A 24,323-nucleotide genomic window follows, 5' to 3' on the forward strand; every position below is an offset into this window, starting at 1 on the left:
ATGAACCTGCCAGGACGTCTCCGGGCACTATCCCGCATCCGATGCGGCCTGTATTGGACATGGCTGCGGGGATGGAAGATTCGTGCGGTGGCAGAGGCGTGGCCAGGTGGGCTGCAGCGACGGCGCCCTGGGTGAGCCTCGCCCCGGCCCTGGCCAGGGCGCCAGGCTGGGACAGGAAGCATCGGGCCGAAAGCCACGAAGCCGCCAAGGCCAAGCCTCCTGGAACGACCCGCCATAGGCGCTACTCAGCCGTGCGTCGCTGCTGACAACTCGCGTCTGAGCTTGCGCTCGACAAGATCAGACCTTGTCTGGCGCAACGCATCCCGCATCACGCCCTGCAAGATCAGGCCATTCCTCAAAGTGTTCGATCAGTAGTTCCGTCAGCACGCGTATCTTTCGGGCGGGATGTAGCCCAGGCGGGCGAATCAGGTATACCCCGGACGGCGGTGGGGGATATCGAGTCATGATGGGCACCAGGGCGCCCGCCGCCACGTACTCATGGGTCAGGCAATCGGGCAGATAGGCGATCCCGAGCCCGGCCGTCGCGGCGGCGACCAAGGCCGTGCCGTTATCGGCCTTGAAGCGCCCTTGCGGGTGGACCGTGATTGTATTGTCACCGTCCGTGAACTGCCATGTCTCGGTGCCCTGCATAAGGGCTTCATGCCCGGCGAGTTCGGCCGGGTCTTCGGGCGCGCCGTGCGCCTGGATGTAATGAGGGCTGGCAAGCAGTTTGCTTTGCATGGGCCCCACCCGCCGTGCGATCAGATTTGAGTCCTGCAAATAGCCCACCCTGACCGCACAGTCGTAACCCTCAGCGATGAGATCGACGAAACGATCGCTGTAGCAGGTCTGGACATGAAGCTTAGGGTGGCGGCGCGCCAGCTCCGCGACCGCCGGCGCGAAATGCGTGAGGCCGAACGACACGGGAACGGCAACTCGCAAGCGGCCCTGCAGCGGGCCCGCCCGCACGATCGTTTCCCGGGCCATGTCGATATCTGCGCAAGCCCTCGCAGCGTGATCCCTGAAAATCGCCCCTGCCTCAGTCAGCGCCGACCCGCGCGTGGTCCGGGCCAGCAACTGTACGCCAAGCTCAGCTTCCAACCGCAGCAACCGACGGCTGACTATCGACTTCGACACACCCATTCGAAGCGCGGCCGGGGAAACGCCACCCGCGTCGGCAATTTCAATGAACGTCTGCAGCTCCTTGATACCCACTTTGCGTTGCCCCCGGTTCTTGCAACATTGTTTGGAGCAGGATAGCACCGACAGCAGTCGTGTGAGCCGTTGGTGTTCCAGATTGCGCGACACAGCTCGTCCAGGGATGGAACTACCGCATCAGAGTGCGTGAAAACATAATGCAGGGTCCGGGACTGCTTCGTTGCCAACGCGTACTTCCCGGAGAGCAAGCTGCAATGCAATCCGCGTTGCAAATTCTGCACACCACAGCAAACGACGGGATAACCAATGACTTTTCGCAATGGGCTCAATTCGCTTCTACGTCCGGATGATTCGGTACTGGTCCTGATCGACCACCAGCCTTATCAACTCGCCAACCTGAACAGCCACGATCCGCACACCGTGGTCAACAACTCGGCGGCCTTGGCGAAGGCCGCTAAGCTCTTCGACGTGCCGACCATTCTGACGAGCGTGATCGCTGATCGCGGCGGCAATATCTTTTCCCAGATCACCGATGTCTTTCCCGGCCAGAAAGTCATAGACCGCACGCTCATCAACACGTGGGAAGACAGGAAGGTGGTCGACGCTGCCCAGTCCACGGGCCGCAAGCAATTGATCATCGCCGGGCTGTGGACCGAGGTTTGCGTCGCGATGCCGGCCATCCAGGCGGCGGGCGAAGGCTGGGACGTCACAGTCGTCACCGATGCATCGGGCGGCGTGTCGGTCGAAGCCCACGAAGTTGCTCTCCAGCGCATGACGGCGGCGGGCGTGAACCTCATGACGTGGCTGGCGGTGGCTGCCGAATGGCAACGCGACTGGGCGCGCACGGATACCGCCCCGGGGCTGACTGACATCATGGTCCAGCATTGCGCGGGCAGCGGAATCGCTTACCTGTGGGAACAGCAGCTGCTCAACACGCCGGTGCCCGCTGCCGCCGGTTGATCGTGCTGGGGATGCTGCTCGTAAAGAGCAGTCAACTCCAGGACGCGCCCGCCCATCCTATTTACGCCGCACCACCCAAGGCTGGCAACGTGCGGGTTTCACATCGCGCGGACACAGAGACGTGCCAGATGTTGGAGACGCCGTCTCCGGCAGTATTTGCATTTTCCCCGCCAAGTTGTCCATCACGCCACGTATCTGGCGGTTGCGGGCAGGGTCAGAAGATTGCCTCGCTCGAGGCCGCGTGTCAGGATCCCCGGGCCGGAAACACGCCGGTCTTGTCAGTGCGCGTGCGATCACGCTGATGTATTGGGCCGTTCAGGCTCGCCGAACGGCCGCAATCTGGCTAGAGCCTGGCCTGATCCTGCGGGGTGGGCCTCGGTGAAGGCGTCGGATGGATTTACGTAGGGCGGATGCCCATCGCCCACGTCGCAGGGCGTCGGTGCGCGGCGGATCGTGCAACTTCGGGGGATACGCGAGCGGCGCGATTTCCGGCAAGTCTCATGCAAACGCTTGTGTTTTGCCGGAATTCACCCCGGAATAACGCGAGACGGAAATGTTGGCGCGCCCGACAGGAATCGAACCTGTATCAAGAGCTTCGGAAACTCTCATTCTATCCATTGAACTACGGGCGCAAAGAGGCGACATTGTACCCATATTTTTGAACGTTGCGCCGGCACGGTACGCCACCGCGACGCTTCCCTTAGTCTTATATCGTCTGGGCGTTATATAATCTAGCGTTTGCATGCGGGGTCGGTCGTTTCCTGGCCCATCCTAGCGCAGTAGTTATTCGTCTGTTGCCGCCGCCAGGCGCCCCGGTACCCGATTTGCAGGATTTGGTTATGAGCAACGAGCAGGAACACCACGAAGAACACGCCTCGCCCATCAAGACCCCTAAACAGCTGATCGTCACAATCGTGCTGTCGTTCCTGGTGCCGATCATCGTCATCATCATGTTGGTCAACCTGGTCATGGCCAGCAACAAGATGGGCGCAGGTTCAGACTCCATGACCGAAGAGTCGGTGGCCCGACGCATCGCGCCGGTCGCCAGCTTCGAGCTGGTCGACGCCAACGCGCCCCGGGTTTTCCAGACTGGCGAGCAGGTCTACCAGGCCGTCTGTACCGCCTGCCATACGGCGGGTGTGGCCAACGCTCCCAAGCTGGGCGACAAAGCCACCTGGGGGCCCCTGATCAAGTCCGGGTTCGACGCCATGCTCGATATCGCCTTGCACGGCAAGGGCGCCATGCCGCCCAAGGGCGGCAACCCCGCTCTGAGCGACTACGAAGTCGCGCGCGCCGTGGTCTACATGGCCAACGAGTCTGGCGGTTCGTTCGAAGAACCCGCCCCGCCGGCCCAGGAAGGCGAGGCCGAAGGTACCAAGCCCGAAAGCGCCAAGCAGGCTGCCGCACCGGCGGCCGCTGCCGCAGCCGCGGCACCCGCCGCAGCCGCGCAGACTCAAACTCCGGCCCAGGCCGAAGCGCCCAAGGCCGAAGCAGCCAAGGCCGAGGCACCCAAGGCCGAAGCCGCCGTCAATCCGGCTGGTGAAAAACTCTACAAGACCGCCTGCTTCGCCTGCCACGGCACCGGCGTGGCTGGCGCGCCCAAGCTGGGCGACAAGGCTGCCTGGGAACCCTACCTGAAGACGGGCATGGACGCCATGGTCAAGGTGGCAATCACCGGCAAGGGCGCCATGCCACCAAAGGGCGGCGCCGCCAACGCGTCCGAAGAAGACATCCGCGCCGCGGTCGAATACATGGTGCAGTCGGTGCAGTAAGCCCCCCCGCTCAGGAAAAACCCCCGCGCAGCGTACTGCCCGGGGGTTTTTTCTTGCACCTGCGACGGGTCGTTGCCGGGTCTAGGACGCTTCAGTGTGTACGCCGAAGCCCGTTTGCCCCGGCAGGATATCGGGCCGCAGGCTCAACTCCGGAATCAGGTAATCGCCGCCGTTCTGCCGGCGAAACGGGATCGGCGGGGCTGTCCAGAACGTATCCAGACGGTCGGCGAGTGCGCGTCGAACTTCGGCATAGCCTTCGGTATCGATACGCCCGGTCCGGTATATGACCTGGGGCGGCAGGACGGCGAACCCCGGGTAATACAGAATGCCGTGCTGGATGGGAAACAACAGGTCTTCGATGGGGCCGTTGACGCCGCGGGGCCCATAGTGCGACGCCCATCCGCCAGTGGTGACGACCAGCATGGCGCGCTTGCCGGCCAGGGTACCCTCTCCGTATCGATCGCCCCAGTGCGTGTCGGAGTGCTCGCCGACTCCGTAGGCGAATCCATAGGCATACACCCGATCGACCCAGCCTTTCAGTATGGCGGGCATCGAAAACCACCACAGGGGAAATTGCAGTATCACGCCGTCGGCCCAGCGCAGTTTTTCCTGTTCCCGCTCAATATCGGCACTTTGGGTGCCATCCTGGTAGGCCCGCTGAGAATCGCGCGTGGGATCGAACCGTTCACCGGCCGGATGCGCGAGGTTGTCGTGGGCATCCAGTGACGCTTTCCAGTTCATGGCGTACAGATCGGAAACCTCGACCGCGTCGCCGGCCCGCTCAAAATGCTGCACGATGAAATCCCTGATCGACCCGTTCAAGGACCGGTGTTCAGGATGGGCATAGACCACTAACAAATTCATGAAAATGCTCCTCGCAATGAAAGGAGATTCACCATAGGGCGAGAGCAGGTATATTGGAAATCAATTACTTAATACCCCGTTATTTCCATGGCCAATACCGAGATCTTGCGCCGGCTCGACCTGAACCTGCTGGTGACGCTGGATGCCCTGCTTGCCGAACAGAATGTCACCCGGGCCGCACGTCGCCTGCACCTTTCGCAGCCGACAGTGAGCCTGCAGCTGGGGCGCTTGCGCGACGTACTGGAAGACCCATTGCTGTTGCCGGGGCCACGCGGCATGCGTACCACCGCGCGCGCGGAACATCTGCGCGAGCCGCTGCGTCTTGCGCTGCTGGCGCTGCGCCAGGCCATTGCGCCGCCGCCCCCCTTCGCCGCCGAAGCAGCGACGAACACGTGGCGTGCGGGCGCGACCGACTATGCCGCCTCTACCATTTTGCAGCCCGCGCTGGCGGGACTGCGCACGCGTGCGCCGGCCACGCGCCTGGCGATCTGCCCGCTCGTGCCGCAACGCCTGGCGCTGCAATTGGAGCAGGGCGATCTCGACCTCGCGTTTCACATTTCCGCCGACGCCCCGCCCGGCCTGCGTCGCCAGCTACTGTTTCGCGAACATTATGTGCTGGCGGGACGGGCAGATCACCCGGGCTTGAAGCGCGCCCCCACGCTGGCGCGGTTCTGCAAGCTGGATCATGTGGTGGTGTCGCAAACGGATGGCGGATTCCACGGGGTCACCGATGCGATACTGGCAGAGCGAGGGCTCAGCCGGAAGGTGGTGCTCTCTGTGCCGCACTTCCTGGTACTGCGGTCGGTGCTGGCCAGCACCGATCTCGTCGCGATGGTGCCGTCGCGGCTCATTCGCGATGACCCGGCGCTGCGCTCGGTACAGGCGCCGCTGGAAATACCCGGCTTCGAAATGCTCATGCTCTGGCATGAGCGCCAGCATCGCGATCCGGCGCATCAATGGCTGCGCGATCAGATTGCCCGGCCGACCCGATAGGCCGGCCAGGCACGCGGGATGGGTCAGGCCGCGGCTTCAGCCAGCAGCGACAAGCCCAACTGGACCCGGCGTTGCAACCACAGACTCGGCCGGTACCGCATGTCGCCGGTGACACGATGCATATTGCACAGAATTTCGAGTATGCGCGCCCCGCCCAGGGCGTCGCCCATGGCAAGCGGACCGGCGGGGTATCCCAGGCCCAGCGTCACCGCACGATCGATGTCAGCCGGTGTGGCGATGTGCTGCTGCGCGATGTCGCAAGCCACGTTGACGATTGCGGCCACGATGCGCTGCGCGACGAAGCCGGCGGAGTCCTGGATGACGCTGACGGGCGCGCCATCGGCGGCCAGCAAGGCGTGCGCGGCGTCGCGCCATTCGGCGTGCGTCGCCGGCGACAGCATCAGCGTGCGGCGTTTGCCGGCGGGCAAGCCATGCAGAGTATCCAGCCCCACGGTACGAGAGGCGTCCAACCCTTGCTGGCTTGCGCAGGACGATACGTCTTCGCCGTAGGGCGTCACGATCAGCAGCGCATCTGCCGGCGGCTCGGCGGACTCCACGATCTCGGCGCCCAGCGTCGCGATCAAGGCCTGTGCACGCGTGCGCCCTTCTTCATGGGCCGGGCTGATCCACACGCGCAGCCCGGGCCGCGACGCGGGCACCTCGGCCTCGGCCGGCACCTGCTTCTGGCCTTCGGGATACGAATAAAAGCCCTCGCCCGCCTTGCGGCCGATCAGACCGCCGGCCAGCCTCACTGTCGTGATGGGCGACGGACGGAAGCGCGGCTCGTCGAAGAACTGACGATAGATCGACTCCATCACGGGATGGGAGACGTCCAGCGCAGTGAGGTCCATGAGTTCGAACGGCCCCATGCGGAAACCCGCCTGCTCGCGCATAATGGCGTCGATCTGGTCGAACGTGGCCACTGATTCCTGCGCAACGCGCAGCCCTTCGATGTTCATGCCGCGACCGGCATGGTTGACGATGAAGCCAGGCATGTCTTTGGCGCGCACGGGCGTGTGGCCCATGCGGCGCGCCAGCGCGGCCAGTGCATCCCCGGCGGCGGGATCGCTGCGCAGGCCGTCGATCACCTCGACCACCTTCATCAGCGCAACCGGGTTGAAGAAGTGAAAACCCGCGACGCGTTGCGGCAGCCGGCACGCGGCCGCGATCGCCGTGATCGACAGCGACGAGGTATTGGAAGCCAGTATGCAATCGTCGCCGACGATGTCTTCGAGTTTGGCAAACAGTTCGCGCTTGACGTCCAGGCGCTCGACGATGGCCTCGATGACCAGTTGGCACCCGGCCAGCGCTTCGAGCGTGGAGGCGGGTTGGACGCGCGCCAGGGCGGCCTGCGCGTCGTCCTGGCTCAGCTTGCCCTTCTGGGCGAGCTTGTCCCACAGCTGCCGCAACGATTCGCGCGCCGACGCAACGGCATCGGCGCTGGTGTCATACAGGCGTACCTGCACCCCTGCCTGCGCCGCGATCTGGGCGATGCCACGCCCCATGGCGCCCGCGCCCACTACGGCGATGGTCTGGATCTCTGTCATTGAATGTGCTCCTTCCTGTTATCGGCTCGCCGCGCTCTGCCTGAACCCGCCATGGCAATGGCAAACTGCGCGTGCTCTGTTCAATCATCGGGCATGCCGCCAGGCGGTATGGCAGGCTTGCACGCCCGGAGTCTGGCGCCATGCCGGCGCAAGCTTGCCGCTGCGCCGGCCTGCGGCGGTCAGCCCTGCACGCGCGGTTGCGCCAGGGCCTGGATTTCTTCTTCGGACAATCCCAGCCTTTCGCTCAGGACCTGCCGCGTGTGCTCACCGAGCAGGGGCGCGGGCCGGCGGTATTGCACGGGGCTGCCGGAAAGTTTCAGGGGGCTGGCCGCCACCGGGACTTTGCCCGCGGTCGGATGCGGCAGCTCGCGCCGCATCTCGCGTGCCTGCACCTGGGGGTCCTGGTAGACCTGATCCAGCGTATTGATCGGCCCGGCCGGCACGCCCGCGGCTTCCAGTTCGGCCAGCCAGTGGTCGCGCTCGCCCGTGGCCATGCGCTCGGCAAGCAGCGGCACAAGTTGTTCACGGTTCTGCACGCGCTGCGGATTGGTGGAAAAGCGCGGATCGGCCGACAGCTCGGGCAGCCCTATGACGCGGCAATAGTTGCGGAACTGGCTGTCGTTGCCCACGGCAACGATCAGGTGTCCGTCGCTGGCGGCAAACACCTGGTAGGGCACCAGGTTCTGGTGCGCGTTGCCGGCCCGTTGCGGGACCTGTCCGGACGTCATGTAGTTCAGGTTCTGGTTGGCCAGCATGGCAACCTGGCAGTCCAGCAGCGCCATGTCGATGTGCTGGCCCAAACCGCTGCGGCCGCGCTCGTGCAACGCCGCCAGGATACCGACGGTGGAATACATGCCCGTCATCAGATCGGCCACTGCCACGCCGGCCTTCTGGGGGCCGCCGCCGGGCAGGTCGTCGCGCTCGCCGGTAATGCTCATCAGGCCGCCCATGCCCTGGATCATGAAGTCGTAGCCCGGCCGGCTGGCATAGGGCCCGGTCTGGCCGAAGCCGGTAATCGAGCAATAGATCAGCCCCGGGTTGTCGGCCTTCAGGGTGTCGTAGTCCAGCCCATACTTGCGCAGCCCGCCCACCTTGAAGTTCTCGACCAGGATGTCGCTCTGGCGCGCCAGTTCGCGCACCAGTTCGGCGCCGCGCGGCGAGGCAATGTCGAGCGCCACCGAATACTTGTTGCGGTTGGCGCTCAGGTAGTAGGCCGCCTCGGTGGTATCGGCGCCGGTGGCGTCTTTCAGGTAGGGAGGCCCCCAGGCGCGCGTATCGTCGCCCGCGCCGGGGCGTTCGATCTTGATGACTTCGGCGCCCAGGTCAGCCAGGTTCTGCGTGCACCATGGGCCGGCCAGCACACGGGTGAGATCCAGCACTCGAATGCCGGTCAGGGGAGCGGGTCGTTGCGACATAATCAATGGAATTAACAGGTTGTATAGCTTTCGATGAACCCAGGGATATTAGCCCCAGGCGCCGTGGCGGCGTATTCCGTTTTCCGAACGTTCTTGTGCGCGTCGCGCACAACGCGGGCGGCGTGGATGTCTGAACGCGGCGCCATCACGCTACCAGACCGCCGTCGAGCAGTTCGAAGTAGCCCAGCGCAATGGCCTCGGCGGAGTCCGGGCCGCCGGGCTGATACCAGCGCGCCATCCAGTTCAGCATCGACAGCACGGCGCGTCCGGTCGCCGCCACATCCAGGCGGCGAAACTGGCCGCTCTGTATGCCCGCCTCGAGTATGCCGCGCAACATGCGCTCGTAGCCGTCGCGCAGCCGGGCGGCATCTTCCCGTTCGGTAATGGTCATTCCGGAATAGCCGACCAGCATCGTCACGAACTGGGGATGGTGCTGTTCGAAGTAGCGGGCATGCGCCAGCATGAACTGCCGCAGCTTTTCCCGGGCATCCGGCACCTGCGCGACGGCCTGGGACACGGCCTGCGTCATGCCGCCCAGCACCTCGATGATGATCGCGTCGTAGATGTCCTGCTTGGTGGCGTAGTAGTGATAAATAGCGGCCTTCGACACACCGATGGCGGCAGCCAGGTCGGCCACCGAACTGCTTTCATAACCGCAGCGCGCAAACAGCCGGGCCGCTTCCGCCAGGATGCGTTCCCGGGGCGCCGCCAGCGTGGGCGGCCGGCCGGCGCGCGGCCGCTTGATTGAACCTGGGCTGTCTGCCATAGGGTGCCGGCAGGGGAGCGGCGCGGCGCATTGACACGCCCGCGAGCCTTGCCGTTAAATGAAGATCAATTAATTACCGGACATCCGGTAGGTAATTATAGACTCGCCCATCAGCCCCATTCAACGCCCATTCCCATGAACGCACGCGACGACGCCTACCAGCCCCACCCCCTGGTCACCCAGCTTTATGCGCAATTGTCCCTGCCGGTCATTTGCTCGCCCATGTTCATTGTGTCCAATCCCCGACTGGTCATCGAACAGTGCGCCAGTGGCGTCATGGGCGCGTTTCCCGCGCTGAACGCCCGGCCGCAGTCGCTGCTGGATGAATGGCTGAGCGAAGTGGGCGAAGGGCTGGCCGCGCGTCGGCAGGCGCCGGGCGCCAAAGTGGCGCCTTTCGCCGTCAACCAGATCATCCACAAGTCCAACGATCGGCTCGAACAGGACCTGGCCGTGTGCGGCAAGCACCGGGTGCCCTACATCATTACCAGCCTGCGGGCGCCTGGCGACCTGGTGGCCGGCATCCATGCCTGGGGAGGCAAGGTATTCCATGACGTGACCACGCTGCGCCATGCCGAAAAGGCGCTGGAAGCGGGAGTGGACGGCCTGATCCTGGTCTGCGCGGGCGCCGGCGGCCACGCCGGCACGCTGAGCCCGTTCGCCCTGCTGCGCGAGGTGCGGGCCCGGTTCGACGGCCCCATCATCCTGTCGGGCGCCATTACCTCGGGCGCCGATATCCTGGCCGCACTGGCCATGGGCGCCGACTTCGCCTACATGGGCACGCGCTTCATCGCCAGCAGCGAAGCCAATGCATCCGATGGCTACAAGCAAGCCATCGTCGACGCCAGCGCATCCGATATTCTCTATACGCCCTTCTTTACCGGCATTCCGGGCAACTACCTGAAGGCTAGCATCGCGGCCGCAGGGCTCGACCCGGCCAACCTGCCCACCCCCGATGCCGCGACGTCGAACTTCGGATCCACCCGGGTCAAGGCATGGAAGGACATCTGGGGCGCCGGCCAGGGCGTCGGCGGCATCGACAGCGTGTTGCCGGCCGCCGAAATCGTGGCCGGACTGCGCCGTGAATATGCCCAGGCCCGCGCGCGCCTGGCGCTCAAGGACTTCGCATGACCGCCCTACCCGACAGCCTGCTGGCCGAACGCGATGGCGGCATTCTTACCCTGACCATCAATCGGCCGCAGCGGCGCAACGCCCTGGACATTGCCACCTATCAGGCGCTGGCCTCGCAACTGCGCCAGGCCACGGAAGACTCCACGCTTTCCGCGCTGATCCTGACAGGCGCTGGCGAGCACTTTACCGCGGGCAATGACCTGCGCGACTTCCAGGCCGGACGTCCCGACGGCGACAGTGCGGGCATGACCTTCCTGCGCGCCCTCATCGCGACCGACGTACCCGTCATAGCCGCCGTCGAAGGCTACGCGATCGGCATCGGGGTCACCTTGCTGCAGCACTGCGATTTCGTATACGCGTCGCGCAATGCCAGCTTGCGCATCCCGTTCGTCAGCCTGGGCCTGTGCCCCGAAGGGGCTTCCAGCCTATTGCTGCCGCGCCTGGCCGGAGCGCGCAAGGCTGCGCAATGGTTGCTGCAGGGCAAAGCCATCGGGGCCGATGAGGCCGCGCAAGCGGGCCTGATCACCGACTTGACTGAACCCGGACGGGCCCTCGAGATCGCTCGCGACACCGCACGTGAATTGGCGGCTCAACCCCGCAGCGCCTTGCGTCTGACCAAATCCATGCTGAAACGGGCCGATCGGGCGGCCATCGACGAAGCGCTGGACTACGAGGCAGCCCAATTCAGCGCCCGGCTCAAGACGCAGGAAGCCCAGGACGCGTTCGCGCGCTTCCTGAACAAGGCCTGAGGCGGGCGCGCGCCGCTGCCGGCAACCCCGCCGGCATGCTGGCGCACGCGCGAACCCGCGGCCCGGCTTCGAGCCAGCACGACGCCCCCGCTCATGCAGGTGGCGACTGGCAGGCCACGCGGTCGGCCAGAATCGGCGGCGCCGGCTCGCCGCATGGCCCGGCAGCCCGCGCAGCCCTCCTTCATGCATCAGAAAGGGGCGTCGGCACCGAAGTCCGGCGGACGCCGTTCCCGCAGCGACTGGATGCCTTCCCGCACATCGGGGCCGGCGAAACCCATGAATTCCAGCGCCAGTGATGCATCGAAGCTGGGGCCGGCCATCCGCAGCCAGTTGTTCAGGGCGTATTTGGTCCAGCGTATGGCCGTCTGCGACCCGTTGGCCAGCCGGCCGGCGACTTCAAACGCCTTGTCGGTCAGGTCGGCCTCGTCGACGCACAGCGAAACCAGGCCTATGCGCTCGGCTTCGGCGCCACTGACGGTCTCGCACAATAGTAAGTAGTACTTGGCCTTGGCCATGCCGCACAGCAGCGGCCAGACGATGGCGGCGTGGTCGCCAGCCGCGACGCCAAGCCGGGTATGGCCATCGATAATGCGGGCGTCGCGCGCGGCAATCGACACATCGGCAAGCAGGCCGGCCACCAGCCCTGCCCCCACGGCGGCGCCGTGCATGGCCGACACAATGGGCTTGTTGCAGTTGATCACGTTGTAGACCAGGTCGCGGGCCTCGCGCCATACGCGCGTGCGCACCTGGAAATCGTCGGCCATCTGCTCGACCAGCTCCAGGTCGCCGCCGCCGGAGAAGCCCTTGCCCTCGCCCCGGATGACCACGACACGGGTTTCCGGATCGGTATCGACGTCGCGCCAGATATCGGCCAGTTCGCGGTGCAGGCGCGCGTCGGCGGTGGACAGCTTGCCCGGGGCGCCGCCCTTGGCCCCCATGATGACTTCCAGAATGCCCTGGGGATGCCGGCGCAGTTTCAGGGCCTGGTATTGCGCATAATGATCTAGGGATGAATCGGACATGGACGTCTCCTGCCTGTACGGTATGGGGTGTGTGGGCACTATAGTGGATGGATCGTCAGACATCCCATGGAAGCACCTCATGTCCGCTGCGCCCACCCCCATTCTTCGGCAGAGCCTGCCCGAGCTGTTCACCCCCCGCGGCGCTGACGCCCACAAGGGCACCCACGGCACCGTGGCCATCGTGGGCGGAGGGCCGGGCATGGCCGGAGCGGCGCTGCTGGCGGCGCGCGCGGCGCTGAAAACCGGCGCTGGCAAGGTGCGGGTAGGGTTCGCCCAGCCGGCCAGCCCCCTGCCTTGCGATCTGCTGCAACCGGAACTGATGCTGCGCGAAGCGGCCGCGCTGTTCCAGGACGCCCCCGTCGATGCCTGGGTGGCGGGATGCGGGCTGGGCACCACGACGTTGGCGCGAGACACGCTGGCGGCACTGATCGAGCAGCGCGCAGGGGCTCCCCTGGTGCTCGACGCCGACGGCCTGAACCTTCTGGCGGCTGGCCGCCTGCCGGACTGGGGCGAGGGGGTGGTGGTGCTCACCCCTCACCCGGCCGAGGCTGCACGCCTGCTGAACGTCAGCACGCCGGAGGTACAGGGCGACCGCCTGCGGGCTGCCCGCGGCCTGGCGACCCGACATTCCACGTGGGTGGTATTGAAGGGACCGGGCACGCTGGTCTGCCGCCCCGATGGCCATTGCTGGCGGAACACCACGGGCAACGCCGGATTGGCCACGGCCGGCACTGGCGACGTCCTGGCCGGCATGCTCGGCAGCCTGATCGCCCAGGGCATCCCGCTCGAACAGGCCGTCCCCGGCGCAGTCTGGCTGCATGGCGCCGCGGCGGACCTGCTGGTGGCGTCGGGCATCGGCCCCATCGGGCTGACGGCCGGGGAACTGGCCGACGCCGCACGTCAGTTGCGAAACCGCCACGGATAGCAGCAGTTACAACTTATCCACAGATTCATGTTGCATTGCACATAGGGTTATCCCTATAATGGTTTACCCCAAGACGAAACGGACTGGAGAAAACCATGAGCGAACTTACCCTGAACACCAATTCCCGCCTTACCGATGCGCTTGAACGCGACCTGCTTCGCGGCGCAATGGAAAGCCAATCGAACATTCAACCGCTGGCGCTTCTGAAGCAGGCCGGCGGCAAGATCGCCCGCGCTACCGGTGCCTTTGCCGCCTACGTCGCCGAAGTAAACGCCGCGATGAACCGCGCCCGGGCCGCCAGCGCGCACTACACCGGTTCGCAGTGGTAATACCCTGAGGTCAGCCGCCCGTCTCTGTAACAGACCGGGCGGCTTTGCCTTGCGTGCGGTGGCACGCGTACCAGGCGCCACACCTCGAAGCGAGGCGTGGCGCTTTGCAATTTGGGCCTTGATCCAGCTCAAATGCGCGCCGCCTACCTGAATAACCTGAATTGACAACGTTCGAAGCGCCTTCCGATAATCGGCCCCTTGTCACGATTGATTGCATCTGACGGCACCCCGCCGCCCGGGTTGCGATCAGTCCCGACTGGAGCCTTCATGAAAATCCGTACTTCCCTGGCCTTGATGGCCGCCAGCGCCGGCCTGGCTCTCGCCCCGACCGTCCTGGCGCAGTCGCTGACTGTCGCCCTGTCGTCCGAGCCCACCTCTGCCGACCCCCACTATCACAAGCAAACGCAGAACGACGCGTTCGCTGCGCACATCTACGATTCGCTGATCTACCGCAATGCCGACATGCAGCTGCAGCCCGGGCTGGCAACTTCGTGGAAGAACCTGGATGACCTCACCTGGGAACTGAAGCTGCGCGAAGGCGTGAAGTTCTCGAACGGCGAGCCCTTCACCTCGCAGGATGTCCTGTTCTCGGTATGCCGTACCTTGAACAACGAGACCAACATCTCGCAGTCGTACATGACGGTCACCAAGCTGCTCACCGATGTACAGACGCCGGACGAACATACCGTCATCCTGAAAACCGCCGAGCCCTTCCCGCTGATGCCTGCCGAACTTGCGCGGCAACTGCCTATCATCTGGAATGGCATCGTCGAACACGGCCCGCTGAAATTCGCGCCCAAGGAAGGCTGCGGCGTGACGGGGGCCTGGCCCACCGTGGCCGACTTCAATAATGGCAAAGACGCGATCGGGACCGGGCCGTACAAATTGAAGTCGTACGTAAAGGGCACCGGTATCGAGCTCGAGCGCAACGACGGCTACTGGGGCGACAAGCCGCACTGGGAAACGGTGAAATTCGTGCCGGTGCCGAATGCCGGTCCCCGCCTGACCGGCCTCTTGTCGGGCGACTTCGATGTGATCGAAAACCCCGCCGCCCGCGACCTGCCGCGCCTGAAAGACAACGGCAACTTCGGTTACGTGGCCACCCCGTCGACCCGCCTGGTGTTCTTCCAGCCGGACGTGGGCCGCAACCCCAGCCCCTTCGTCAAGAGTGCCGACGGCAAGAACCCGCTGCAGGACCTGCGGGTACGACAGGCCATCAACATGGCGATCGACCGCAAGACCATCAACGCGCGCATCATGGACGGCCTGGCCACCCCGGCCAACCAGTTCATGCCCGAAGGCATGTTCGGTGCGCTGCCCAACGCCCCCGAAATCAAATACGACCCGGAAGGCGCGAAGAAACTGCTGGCCGAGGCAGGCTATCCGAACGGCTTCGAACTAACCCTGTCGTCTACCAACAACCGTTACGTGAATGACGGCCAGGTGACTCAGGCGGTAGCCCAGTACCTGTCGCGCATCGGCATCAAGACCCATGTCGACGCGATGACGGCCTCGATCTACTTCCCCAAGCGCGCCAAGCGCGAGTTCAGCTTCGCCATGGGTGGCTGGCCAGCGGAAACGGGCGAAGCTTCGGCGCTTTTCCAGCTGTGGGTGGCGTCGCTCGACTCGGCCCGCAGCCTGGGCACCAGCAACTACGGCGGGTTCTCGAACGCCGATTTCGACAAGGTGTATGAACAGGCCATCGTGACCGTCGACGCGGAAAAGCGCGAGAAGTTGCTGCAGCAATCCACCCAGATTGCGCTGGACAACCTGCCGCTGATCCCGCTGCACTTCGAAAGCAGCATCTGGGCGTTTCGCAAGGGCCTGACCTACGAAGGCCGGCGCGACCAGTACACCCTGGCAATGTCCGTGCATCCGAAGTAAGCACGGGGCAGGTCCGGGCCGGCCACACGACCCGGCCCGGATCGCGTCGTGCGACAGGCGCGCCCCGGTACTGCAAGCCGGGAATGCATGCCCGATCCCTTGCGGGTCGGGCATTTTCTTGGGTGCCGCCCTACGGCAGCGTGGCCTCCAGTTCGTCGATGCGCGCCTTGAGATGGCCGATGAAGCGCGCCACACTCGGCGGCAACAACCGCCCCTCCATGGTCTGGATCTGCAGATTGCGGGACTGCAATTCGGCGCTCACGACGGGCCGCGCCACCAACCCGTCCTGGACCAGGCGCCACGCCACCGAGATGTAGCCGGCGAACATCACGGCGTTGGAGTTGCGCACGAATCCGTGCAGGGCCGGCGAATAATTCGATACCAGCGCGGCCTGCAGCTGCATGTCTTCGAGCGCGCAAGTCCGGTTCAAAAGCCGGCGCGCCGTGCTGCTGTCATCGGTCAGCGCCAGCGGGTAGGCCAGCACATCTTCCAGGTAGAGGCGGCTGCGCGAAGCCAGGGGATGCGTGGCCGCCATCACCGCGTACACCGGCGCGCGCCACGAATGCACCACGGCCACGCCCTGCGCCGGTTCGACGTTGAACGAGACAGAGACGTCGATGTCGCCACTGGCGATCTGGCGCATCGATTCGGGGGGCGTCAGCACGTGCAGCAAAAAACGCGTGCGGGGGTACTGCCGCCGGAAATCCACCATGGCCACCGGGAGGAACCCCTGGGCGGGCCCCTCGGAAGCCCCTACCCGGATTTCATCATGGGGCGTGCCTTGCAGGCCCGCTATCTGGCGCAGCACCTCGTCGGACTCCATCTGGGTGCGCCGCGCGTGGGCGAGCAACAGGCGTCCGGCGTCGCTGAGCACCATGCCGCGTGGCGCGCGCTCGAACAGCGGCGCCCCCACGTCCTCTTCGAGACGGGCAATCTGGCGGCTGATGGCGGAGACTGCCACATGCAGCTGCTTCGAGGCGCCGCTCAGGCTGCCCGTTTCGGCCACGGCCACAAAATACTTCAACATAATCCCATGCATGGGTTTTCCCGCGAACGTTGCACGACAGGGGCGCAAGTGCGCCCTGCTTTGCCAAAAAAGCAAATGGCGTCTCAAATATTCTAATTGTCGAGAAAGCTACGGGCCTCCTAGAATCTGCCCGAGATAACAATCGACAGGCCGCCCGCCCCCGCGCGTGGCGCCACGGGGAATCCGTATGCGGGCCGCGCAGGTTGCGCCGGCTGCCGCCGTAAGCAACCGTGCCAGGGCGGCCAACAAATCCGCCCCCCGTCGATGTGCCCTGCTTTGTGGAGCTTCCATGGCTACTGATGCCGCCGCAACACCGCTGCGTCCTTTCACCTTGCCCTGTCCGGACCTGTCGGCAGAGCGCCTGGGCAATACCGACACGCCGGGTGTCTGGCACTTCGATTCCGGCTCTTCGGGCAAGCGGGTCATGCTTTCGGCGCTGATTCACGGCAACGAGCTATGCGGCGCGTGGGCACTCAAGACCTTGCTCGCCAGCGGCCTGCGGCCGCGCCGCGGCACGCTGACCCTGGCCTTCTGCAACCTGGCGGCATTCGACCGCTTCGATCCGGCCAATTACCTGCCCGCCCGTTATGTCGATGAAGACATGAATCGCGTGTGGAGCGCAGACAAGCTGGAGAGCGCTGCGACCCTAGAACGCCAGCGTGCGCTTGCCCTGCGGCCATGGGTAGACCAGGCCGATTGGCTGCTCGATTTTCATTCGATGAGCAATTCCGATGTGCCCCTTCAGCTTACCGGGGTGCAGCCTCGCAACATCGACCTCGCGCTCGAGCTGGGCAACCCGGCGACCATCATCGCCGACGCAGGCCATGCCGCCGGCGTGCGCATGCGCGACTACGGCCGCTTCGGCGAAAGCGGCGAAAACGGCACCCGGTCGCTGCTCATCGAGTGCGGATTTCACGGTGCGCCCGAGGCTCGCGACGTCGCCGTCGACCAGATGGCCCGCTTCCTTGGCGCGGCCGGAACGGTCGATGCGCAGGAACTGCCGCGGGAATGGCTGGCCCCGGCGGCGGCGCGCCAGCAGGCATTGCGCGTCACGCATGCCATCGCCGCGCAAAGCGCCGATGTGCGGTTCGCGCAGGACTGGCGCGGTCTCGAACGGCTGCCCAAGGCGGGCACCCTGCTGGGGTGGAACAACGGCGAGCCGTTCACGACACCCTATGACGATTGCGTGCTGATCATGCCGTCGCTGGCCAACGTGCGGCCAGGCGTCACCGTGATGCGGCTGGCGCAACCCATCGACTAGGGCCGCGACGTCGGCCCGGATCTCTGCCACGCGTTGCACCCTTGCTTCCAGGAGAAACCCACTATGTTCGCCTCACGCCTACGCACGACTGCCCTGATCGCGCTGCTTGGCTTCGCCAGCGGCGCGCACGCCCAGGCGCTGAAGATCGCGCTGGCTTCCGAGCCCACCGCCATGGACCCGCACTACCACCAGGCGACCCCGAACAATGCCATGGCGTCGCAGATCTTCGAGACCCTGGTCGCGCAAGATGCCAAGATGGCCCTGACGCCAGGCTTGGCCACCGCATGGCGCGCCCTGGACGACACCACCTGGGAATTCAAGCTGCGCGAAGGCGTGACGTTCTCGAACGGCGAGGCGCTAACGCCCCAGGACGTGATCTTCACCTTCTGCCGGGCCATGAACAACGAGGAAGCCATTGCCGGTTCGTATGCGGCCGTGGTCCAGAAATTCGCCAGCGTGGAAGCGGCAGACGCCCACACCCTGCGCATCAAGACGCACAAGCCCTATCCATTGCTGCCCAACGACCTGACCCGCATGGGCATTCTCTGGAGCGGCATCGTCGAGCACGGGCCCATCAACTTCGATCTCGCAAACAAATGCGGCGTGACGGGGGCCTGGCCGAAGGTCATCGACTTCAACAACGGCAAGAACACCATCGGTACCGGGCCGTACAAATTCAAGACCTATGTCAAGGGCTCCGGCATCGAGCTGGAACGCAATGACGCTTACTGGGGCAACAAGCCCGAATGGCGCAACGTGACTTTCGTGCCGGTGCCCGGCGCGGGTCCGCGCCTTACCGGCCTGCTGGCGGGCGACTACGATGTGATCGAGAGCCCTGCCGCCCGCGACGTGAAACGCATCAAGAACACGCCGGGTTTCGACTACGTCGTCACGCCGTCAGTGCGCGTGGTGTACTTCCAGTTCGACGTAGGCCGCGACCAGAGCCCGCTGGTCAAGGCGCACGATGGCAAGAACCCGCTGCAGGACGTGAGAGTGCGGCGCGCCATCAGCATGGCCATAGATCGCAAGACCATCGTCGATCGCATCATGGATGGCATGGCCACGCCGGCCAACCAGTTCCTGCCCGACGGCATGTTCGGCACGCTGCCCAATCCGCCCGAGCTGAAATACGACCCCGAGGGCGCCAAGAAGCTGTTGGCCGAGGCGGGCTACCCCAACGGATTCGAGATGACCCTGTCATCGACCAATGACCGCTACATCAACGACGGGCAGATCACCCAGGCAGTGGCCCAATATCTGTCGCGGGTGGGCATCAAGGCGCACGTCGACGCGATGACGCGCTCGGTGTACTTCCCCAAGCGCGCCAAGCGCGAGTTCAGCTTCGCGATGGGCGGCTGGTCTTCTGAAACCGGCGAGGCTTCGTCGTTCCTGCAATACTGGGTCACCTCATACGAGCCGGAACTGGGTATGGGCACGAGCAACTATGGCCGCTATTCCAATCCTGAGCTCGACCAGATCTTCCGCCAGGCGGTGACGACGGTCGACGACGCCCAGCGCGGAAAGCTGTTGCAGCAGGCCCTGACCTTGACTCTGGCTGACCTGCCCAGTATTCCCCTGCATTACGAGAGCACTATCTGGGCGTTCAGAAAGGGGCTCGCCTACGAAGGCCGTGCCGACCAGTACACTCTGGCTACATCGGTTAAATCGGCCCCCTGACCCGGGCTATTGACGCAAGACCCAAGGAACACGCAACGTGGTTTTGTTTACCTTGCGCAGGCTGATCCAGAGCCTGTTCGTGCTGCTCGCGGTTTCGGTCGTGGTGTTTTTCGCGGTCTACGCCGTGGGCGACCCGATCGAACTCCTGGTCAGCCCCGAGGCGACCGTGGAGGCCCGTCAGGCCACCATTGCCCGCCTGGGGCTGGACCAGCCGATCTGGCAGCAATATTTCACCTTCCTCTGGCGCGCCCTGCACGGCGACCTCGGAAATTCGTTCGTGCATGGCATTCCCGCCATTGAACTGATCCTGCAACGGGTGCCGGCCACGTTCGAACTGGTGGTGGTCGCCATTACCCTGACCTGTGTGATCGGCATTCCGCTGGGCCTGGTGGCCGGCCTGTATCGCGACCGCCTGACGGGGCGCGGCATCATGGCCAGCTCGGTGCTGGGCTTCTCGCTGCCCAATTTCTGGCAGGGAATGATGTTGATCCTGCTGTTTGCCGTGTGGCTCGGCTGGCTGCCTGCTTCGGGCCGCGGCGACACCGTCAGCGTGCTGGGCGTGCGGCTGTCCATTCTTACCGCCGATGGCTGGTCTCACCTGATACTGCCGGCCATCAACCTGGCGCTGGCCAATATTGCGCTGGTCTTGCGCCTGACTGCGACGGGCGTGGCAGAAGCCCAGTCGCAGGAATACGTGAAGTTTGCGCGCGCCAAGGGGGTGCGGCCGGGGCGCATCGTCCGACGCCACATCCTGCGCAACATCCTGATCCCCGTCGTGACCGTGGTAGGCATGGAGTTCGGCAGCCTTATCGCCTATTCCACCATCACCGAAACCGTGTTCGCCTGGCCTGGAATGGGCAAGCTCCTGATCGACAGCGTCTATCAGCTCGACCGGCCTGTCGTGGTCGCCTACGTGATGCTCGTGACGCTGATCTTCGTCATCGTGAACTTCATCGTCGATATCCTCTATGCCGCGCTCGACCCGCGCGTGCAGCTCGTCGCTCCCGCACACTGAAGCCATGGCTCAATCCACTTCCCACGGCCGCACGCGCACGATCCAGCCCCTGGCTGAAACCCCGCGCCGCGCGGCCATCCTGAAAAAGCTGCGCGGCCGCCCCACCGTCATGGGTTCGGTCATCGCGTTGGCGTTGCTGATGATCGTGATATTGGCCGCCCCGTACTTCGCGCCGCAGAACCCCTATGACCTGGCCAACCTGAATTTGCTCGACGGCCGCCTGCCGCCGGGCGCGACGTCGATGGACGGCCAGGTGTACCTTCTGGGCACCGACGACCAGGGGCGCGATATGTTCAGCGCCATTCTCTATGGCCTGCGCATCAGCCTCATGGTGGGCCTGACCGCAGTGGCGCTTGCCACCGCCATCGGCAGCGTCGCCGGCCTGATCGCCGCCTACGCCGGCGGTTTCGTCGACACCATGCTGATGCGCATCGTGGATTTCATCCTTGGATTCCCCACCATTCTGGTGGCGCTGGTGCTGCTGGCCATGATGGGCCGCGGCGTCGACAAGGTGATCCTGGCGCTGGTGGTCGTGCAATGGGCGCACTATGCGCGCATCATGCGCGGCCGCGCGCTGCAGGAACGTCGCAAGGAATATGTCGAAGCTGCCGCGAACCTCGGGTTCCCGGCGTGGCGCATCATGGCCTTCCATCTGCTGCCCAACTGCCTGGGGCCCGTCATGGTGTTCGCCACCATCCAGATCGCGACGGCCATCGCTCTGGAGGCCACTTTGTCGTTCCTGGGTGTGGGCGTACCCATTACCGAGCCGTCGCTGGGCCTGCTCATCGCCAACGGCTTCCAGTACCTGCTTTCGGGCGACTACTGGATCAGCATGTTCCCGGGCGTTGCCCTGCTGGTGCTGATTCTTACCATCAACATCGTGGGCGACCGCCTGCGCGAAGCCCTGGATCCGCGACGAGCATGAACGATGTGATTCTGCAGGTGCGCGGCTTGCGCACCGCCTTCCATACCGAAGCCGGCGCCTGGCCGGCCGTAGACGGCGTGGACCTGACCGTACGGCGCGGCGAGATCCTGGGCCTGGTCGGTGAATCCGGCTCGGGCAAGTCGGTAACCGGATTTTCGTTGCTGGGGCTCATCGATCCCCCGGGCGAAGTGGTGTCGGGCGAGATCCTGTTCAAAGGCAATGACCTGCGACAGCTCGACGAAGAAAGCATGCGGCGCCTGCGCGGCAACCGTATTGCCATGATCTTCCAGGATCCGCTGATGACCCTGAACCCGGTGCTGCGCATCGGCGAACAGATGGTCGAGGCCATTCTCACGCACGAAAGCGTACCGATGGCGCAGGCTCGCGAACGCTGCCGCGAAGCGCTGGCCATGGTGGGCATACCCGCCCCCGAAAAACGGCTGGACAGCTACCCCCACGAATTCTCCGGCGGCATGCGCCAGCGCGTGGCCATCGCCATCGCCATGCTGAACAACCCGGACCTGATCATCTGTGACGAACCGACCACCGCACTGGACGTGACCATCCAGGGTCAGATTCTGTACCGCATGCAGGAAATCTGCCGCACGCACAACACCGCCCTGATCTGGATCACCCATGACCTCGGCGTGGTGGCCGAACTGGCCGACCATGTCGCCGTGATGTACGCCGGCCGCATCGTCGAGGCAGGCCCGGTGCAACAGGTGCTCGACGCGCCCCGGCATCCCTATACGCGCGGATTGCTGGATTCGATGCCCGCCAACACCGCTCCCGGCGCGCGCCTGCACCAGATCGACGGCATGGCGCCCAGCCTGGCCGGCCGCCCCGCGGGCTGCGCCTTCCGGCCGCGCTGCCCGAACGCCATCCCACGCTGCGCCGAACAGGCCCCTTCCGCCGTCCAGGAAGGGCCGCGCAGTTTCCGCTGCTACGTACCGATCGCTCGCGAGACCACACCCGCATGACCCCGCAAGACACGCCCGTTATCGAGCTGCGCAACGTCCACAAGCGTTTCGAGCACCATCCCGACCTGGCCCAGCGCATTCTGGCGCTGGCCGGCAGGCCGGTCGACCGCCGTACCGTGCATGCCGTCAATGGGGTGGACCTCTCCGTACAACGCGGCGAAGTCCTGGGACTGGTCGGCGAGTCAGGCTGCGGCAAATCGACACTGGGTCGCGTCGTGGCCGGTCTGCACCGCCAGACCGAAGGCGAACTGCTGTACCAGGGCAAGTCGACGGCCGGCCTGCGTGGCGCCGAACTGCTGGCCTATACCCTGGGCGTGCAGATGATCTTCCAGGATCCGCAGGCGTCCCTGAATCCGCGCCAGCGGCTGCGGCAGATACTGGCCGAGGCACTGAAGGTGCACAAGCTCGCGCCGCCGGCCGAGATCCCGGCACGCATCGACCGCGCGCTTTCCGAGGTCGGGCTCGACCGGGAATACCGCGATCGCTATCCGCACCAGATATCAGGCGGGCAGCGGCAGCGCATCGGCATCGCGCGGGCGCTGATGGTGGAGCCCAAGTTCCTCGTGTGCGACGAGCCGGTGGCGGCGCTCGACGTTTCAATCCAGGCGCAGGTCATCAACCTGTTCATGGATCTGCGCGAACAGCACGGATTCACTTATCTGTTCATCAGCCACGACCTGGGCGTGGTGCGGCATATTTCCGACCGCGTCGCCATCATGTACCTGGGCAAGATCGTCGAACGCGCACCGGCCGCCGAGATTTTTGCCCGGGCCAATCACCCCTACACCCAGGCGCTGCTGGCCGAGGTGCCCGACGTGAGCCGTCGCGGCCGCAAGTTCACGCCCATCAAGGGCGAGATTCCCTCGCCGCTGAATCCCCCGCCGGGCTGCACCTTCCACCCGCGCTGTCCGCATGCCATGCCGCGTTGCCGCGAGCAGGCGCCCCCGTTGCAAGAAATCGCGCCCGGCCATTGGTCGGCCTGCCACCTCAACACCTAGCCCGTACCCCATGAAAGCAGAGATGTCCAACGCCGACCGCCTTGCCCAGGAGCTGGGCCATGCCGGCCGCAATGCCATTGTGTATGTCGACGACGATCGCAACGCCGATCGCCCGTTCACGCTGCAAACCTATCGCCCCTATGGCTACACCCCGGATCGCCCGGTGGTCATGGTGCAGCACGGCGTGCTGCGCAACGGCGACGATTACCGTGATTTCTGGATTCCCGCCGCTGACCGGCACAATGTGCTGATCGTTGCACCCACATTTTCCGACGACATCTGGCCCGGCGTCGAAAGCTACAACAACGGCCGCGTCTTCAGTCCGGGCGGCAATCCGCGCCACGTGGATGGCTGGACTTACGCGCTCGTGGCCAAAGTGTTCGCCGACTTGCGCAAGGCGGAAATCACCGAGGTCGAACAGGCGCACCTGTTCGGCCACTCGGCCGGCGGACAATTCGTGCACCGGCTCATGAGCAGCCAGGCCCACGCGCCATTCTGCGCGGTCACGGCCGCCAACCCGGGCTGGTACACCCTTCCTACTTTCGACCATCGCTTTCCCGAAGGCATGGACGGCGTGGGCCTGACCGAAGATCATCTGGTGCGACTGCTGGCGTATCCCATGACCATCCTCGCGGGCGACCAGGATATCGAGACCAGCGACCCCAACCTGCCGTCCGAGCCGGCCGCCATGCGCCAGGGCCCGCACAGGTTCGCGCGCGCGCATCACTATTTCGAGGCAGGCCAGCGCGAAGCCGAACGCCGCGGCGTGCCCTTCGGCTGGAAATTGCAGGTCGTGCCGGGCATCGGCCACGACGGCCGCGCCATGTCGGCCGCCTGCGCCAGCCTCTGGTTCGAAGGCAAGCTGCCCAGCGACGCCGAACTGGCCCGGCTGGCCGGCCAGAAAGTCGCCTGATCCGCAACGTCTTTC

At 65.1% G+C, this 24,323-nt stretch carries 22 protein-coding genes and 1 tRNA gene; 15 read left to right on the forward strand and 8 right to left on the reverse strand.

All coding sequences use genetic code 11. The annotated features are described in order from the left end of the window. Positions 1 to 297: 297 nt before the first annotated feature. Positions 298 to 1,308: a LysR family transcriptional regulator gene (locus ACV17W_RS11705; RefSeq protein WP_462592505.1), complete on the reverse strand. Its 1,011-nt coding sequence runs from the start codon at positions 1,306 to 1,308 to the stop codon at positions 298 to 300. 156 nt (positions 1,309 to 1,464) lie between these two features. Between ACV17W_RS11705 and ACV17W_RS11710 the strand changes: the two genes are divergently transcribed. Next, positions 1,465 to 2,118: a hydrolase gene (locus tag ACV17W_RS11710; RefSeq protein ID WP_462592506.1), complete on the forward strand. Its 654-nt coding sequence runs from the start codon at positions 1,465 to 1,467 to the stop codon at positions 2,116 to 2,118. 557 nt (positions 2,119 to 2,675) lie between these two features. On the opposite strand, the gene ACV17W_RS11715 is transcribed toward ACV17W_RS11710, so the two are convergent. Next, positions 2,676 to 2,750 (reverse strand) — tRNA-Arg (locus ACV17W_RS11715). A gap of 207 nt (positions 2,751 to 2,957) precedes the next feature. Between ACV17W_RS11715 and ACV17W_RS11720 the strand changes: the two genes are divergently transcribed. Further along, complete coding sequence (locus ACV17W_RS11720) at positions 2,958 to 3,890, forward strand: c-type cytochrome (protein WP_462592507.1); 933 nt, start codon at positions 2,958 to 2,960, stop codon at positions 3,888 to 3,890. An 81-nt stretch (positions 3,891 to 3,971) separates the two neighbouring features. Here ACV17W_RS11720 and ACV17W_RS11725 read toward each other — a convergent pair whose 3' ends face one another. Then, positions 3,972 to 4,754, reverse strand: a complete 783-nt coding sequence (locus ACV17W_RS11725; RefSeq protein WP_462592508.1) for an NAD(P)H-dependent oxidoreductase — start codon at positions 4,752 to 4,754, stop codon at positions 3,972 to 3,974. Positions 4,755 to 4,841: 87 nt separating this feature from the next. Here ACV17W_RS11725 and ACV17W_RS11730 point away from each other — a divergent pair, with 87 nt between their 5' ends. Continuing rightward, the gene (locus ACV17W_RS11730) at positions 4,842 to 5,747 is read left to right on the forward strand and encodes a LysR family transcriptional regulator (protein ID WP_462592509.1); all 906 of its coding nucleotides are present in this window, start codon (positions 4,842 to 4,844) and stop codon (positions 5,745 to 5,747) included. A gap of 23 nt (positions 5,748 to 5,770) precedes the next feature. On the opposite strand, the gene ACV17W_RS11735 is transcribed toward ACV17W_RS11730, so the two are convergent. From ACV17W_RS11735 to ACV17W_RS11745, 3 genes are all read right to left on the reverse strand, one after another. Further along, a complete protein-coding gene (locus ACV17W_RS11735; RefSeq protein ID WP_462592510.1) occupies positions 5,771 to 7,294 on the reverse strand; it encodes a 3-hydroxyacyl-CoA dehydrogenase in 1,524 nt (507 codons plus the stop codon). A 179-nt stretch (positions 7,295 to 7,473) separates the two neighbouring features. After that, the gene (locus ACV17W_RS11740; protein WP_462592511.1) at positions 7,474 to 8,709 is read right to left on the reverse strand and encodes a CaiB/BaiF CoA transferase family protein; all 1,236 of its coding nucleotides are present in this window, start codon (positions 8,707 to 8,709) and stop codon (positions 7,474 to 7,476) included. A gap of 145 nt (positions 8,710 to 8,854) precedes the next feature. After that, a complete protein-coding gene (locus tag ACV17W_RS11745) occupies positions 8,855 to 9,475 on the reverse strand; it encodes a TetR/AcrR family transcriptional regulator (RefSeq protein ID WP_462592512.1) in 621 nt (206 codons plus the stop codon). Between the two features lie 135 nt (positions 9,476 to 9,610). Here ACV17W_RS11745 and ACV17W_RS11750 point away from each other — a divergent pair, with 135 nt between their 5' ends. After that, complete coding sequence (locus ACV17W_RS11750) at positions 9,611 to 10,603, forward strand: NAD(P)H-dependent flavin oxidoreductase (protein WP_462592513.1); 993 nt, start codon at positions 9,611 to 9,613, stop codon at positions 10,601 to 10,603. After that, positions 10,600 to 11,352 (forward strand): enoyl-CoA hydratase-related protein, encoded by a 753-nt coding sequence (locus tag ACV17W_RS11755; RefSeq protein ID WP_462592514.1) that lies wholly within the window; start codon positions 10,600 to 10,602, stop codon positions 11,350 to 11,352. The genes ACV17W_RS11750 and ACV17W_RS11755 overlap by 4 nt, the downstream gene beginning before the upstream one ends. Before the next feature lie 188 nt (positions 11,353 to 11,540). Here ACV17W_RS11755 and ACV17W_RS11760 read toward each other — a convergent pair whose 3' ends face one another. Then, the gene (locus tag ACV17W_RS11760) at positions 11,541 to 12,374 is read right to left on the reverse strand and encodes an enoyl-CoA hydratase/isomerase family protein (protein WP_462592515.1); all 834 of its coding nucleotides are present in this window, start codon (positions 12,372 to 12,374) and stop codon (positions 11,541 to 11,543) included. A gap of 79 nt (positions 12,375 to 12,453) precedes the next feature. On the opposite strand from ACV17W_RS11760, the gene ACV17W_RS11765 reads away from it, so the two are divergent. The 3 genes from ACV17W_RS11765 to ACV17W_RS11775 all read left to right on the forward strand — a co-directional run bounded on the left by ACV17W_RS11765 (position 12,454) and on the right by ACV17W_RS11775 (position 15,512). Then, positions 12,454 to 13,299, forward strand: a complete 846-nt coding sequence (locus ACV17W_RS11765) for an NAD(P)H-hydrate dehydratase (protein ID WP_462592516.1) — start codon at positions 12,454 to 12,456, stop codon at positions 13,297 to 13,299. Positions 13,300 to 13,394: 95 nt separating this feature from the next. Then, the gene (locus ACV17W_RS11770; RefSeq protein ID WP_462592517.1) at positions 13,395 to 13,628 is read left to right on the forward strand and encodes a hypothetical protein; all 234 of its coding nucleotides are present in this window, start codon (positions 13,395 to 13,397) and stop codon (positions 13,626 to 13,628) included. A gap of 267 nt (positions 13,629 to 13,895) precedes the next feature. Continuing rightward, on the forward strand, positions 13,896 to 15,512 hold the full coding sequence (locus ACV17W_RS11775; protein WP_462592518.1) for an ABC transporter substrate-binding protein: 1,617 nt from the start codon (positions 13,896 to 13,898) through the stop codon (positions 15,510 to 15,512). 130 nt (positions 15,513 to 15,642) lie between these two features. On the opposite strand, the gene ACV17W_RS11780 is transcribed toward ACV17W_RS11775, so the two are convergent. Then, complete coding sequence (locus tag ACV17W_RS11780; RefSeq protein WP_462592519.1) at positions 15,643 to 16,551, reverse strand: LysR family transcriptional regulator; 909 nt, start codon at positions 16,549 to 16,551, stop codon at positions 15,643 to 15,645. A 277-nt stretch (positions 16,552 to 16,828) separates the two neighbouring features. Between ACV17W_RS11780 and ACV17W_RS11785 the strand changes: the two genes are divergently transcribed. The 7 genes from ACV17W_RS11785 (at position 16,829) to ACV17W_RS11815 (ending at position 24,308) form a co-directional block, all read left to right on the forward strand. Beyond that, entirely contained in the window at positions 16,829 to 17,800 is a 972-nt protein-coding gene (locus ACV17W_RS11785) for a M14 family metallopeptidase (RefSeq protein WP_462592520.1), read from the forward strand. Positions 17,801 to 17,863: 63 nt separating this feature from the next. Then, positions 17,864 to 19,477 carry an ABC transporter substrate-binding protein gene (locus tag ACV17W_RS11790; RefSeq protein WP_462592521.1) on the forward strand — a complete coding sequence of 538 codons (1,614 nt, stop codon included), beginning with the start codon at positions 17,864 to 17,866 and terminating at the stop codon, positions 19,475 to 19,477. Between the two features lie 37 nt (positions 19,478 to 19,514). Beyond that, positions 19,515 to 20,492, forward strand: a complete 978-nt coding sequence (locus ACV17W_RS11795; protein WP_462592522.1) for an ABC transporter permease — start codon at positions 19,515 to 19,517, stop codon at positions 20,490 to 20,492. A 4-nt stretch (positions 20,493 to 20,496) separates the two neighbouring features. Then, positions 20,497 to 21,417 (forward strand): ABC transporter permease, encoded by a 921-nt coding sequence (locus tag ACV17W_RS11800; RefSeq protein WP_462592523.1) that lies wholly within the window; start codon positions 20,497 to 20,499, stop codon positions 21,415 to 21,417. After that, on the forward strand, positions 21,414 to 22,397 hold the full coding sequence (locus ACV17W_RS11805; protein ID WP_462592524.1) for an ABC transporter ATP-binding protein: 984 nt from the start codon (positions 21,414 to 21,416) through the stop codon (positions 22,395 to 22,397). Before ACV17W_RS11800 ends, ACV17W_RS11805 begins: the two co-directional genes overlap by 4 nt. Further along, positions 22,394 to 23,395, forward strand: a complete 1,002-nt coding sequence (locus tag ACV17W_RS11810; RefSeq protein ID WP_462592525.1) for an ABC transporter ATP-binding protein — start codon at positions 22,394 to 22,396, stop codon at positions 23,393 to 23,395. Before ACV17W_RS11805 ends, ACV17W_RS11810 begins: the two co-directional genes overlap by 4 nt. A gap of 10 nt (positions 23,396 to 23,405) precedes the next feature. Further along, positions 23,406 to 24,308 carry an alpha/beta hydrolase family protein gene (locus ACV17W_RS11815; RefSeq protein WP_462592526.1) on the forward strand — a complete coding sequence of 301 codons (903 nt, stop codon included), beginning with the start codon at positions 23,406 to 23,408 and terminating at the stop codon, positions 24,306 to 24,308. Positions 24,309 to 24,323: the final 15 nt, after the last annotated feature.

The sequence above is a fragment of the Bordetella sp. MIP270_01_BMS genome, from assembly GCF_054958705.1.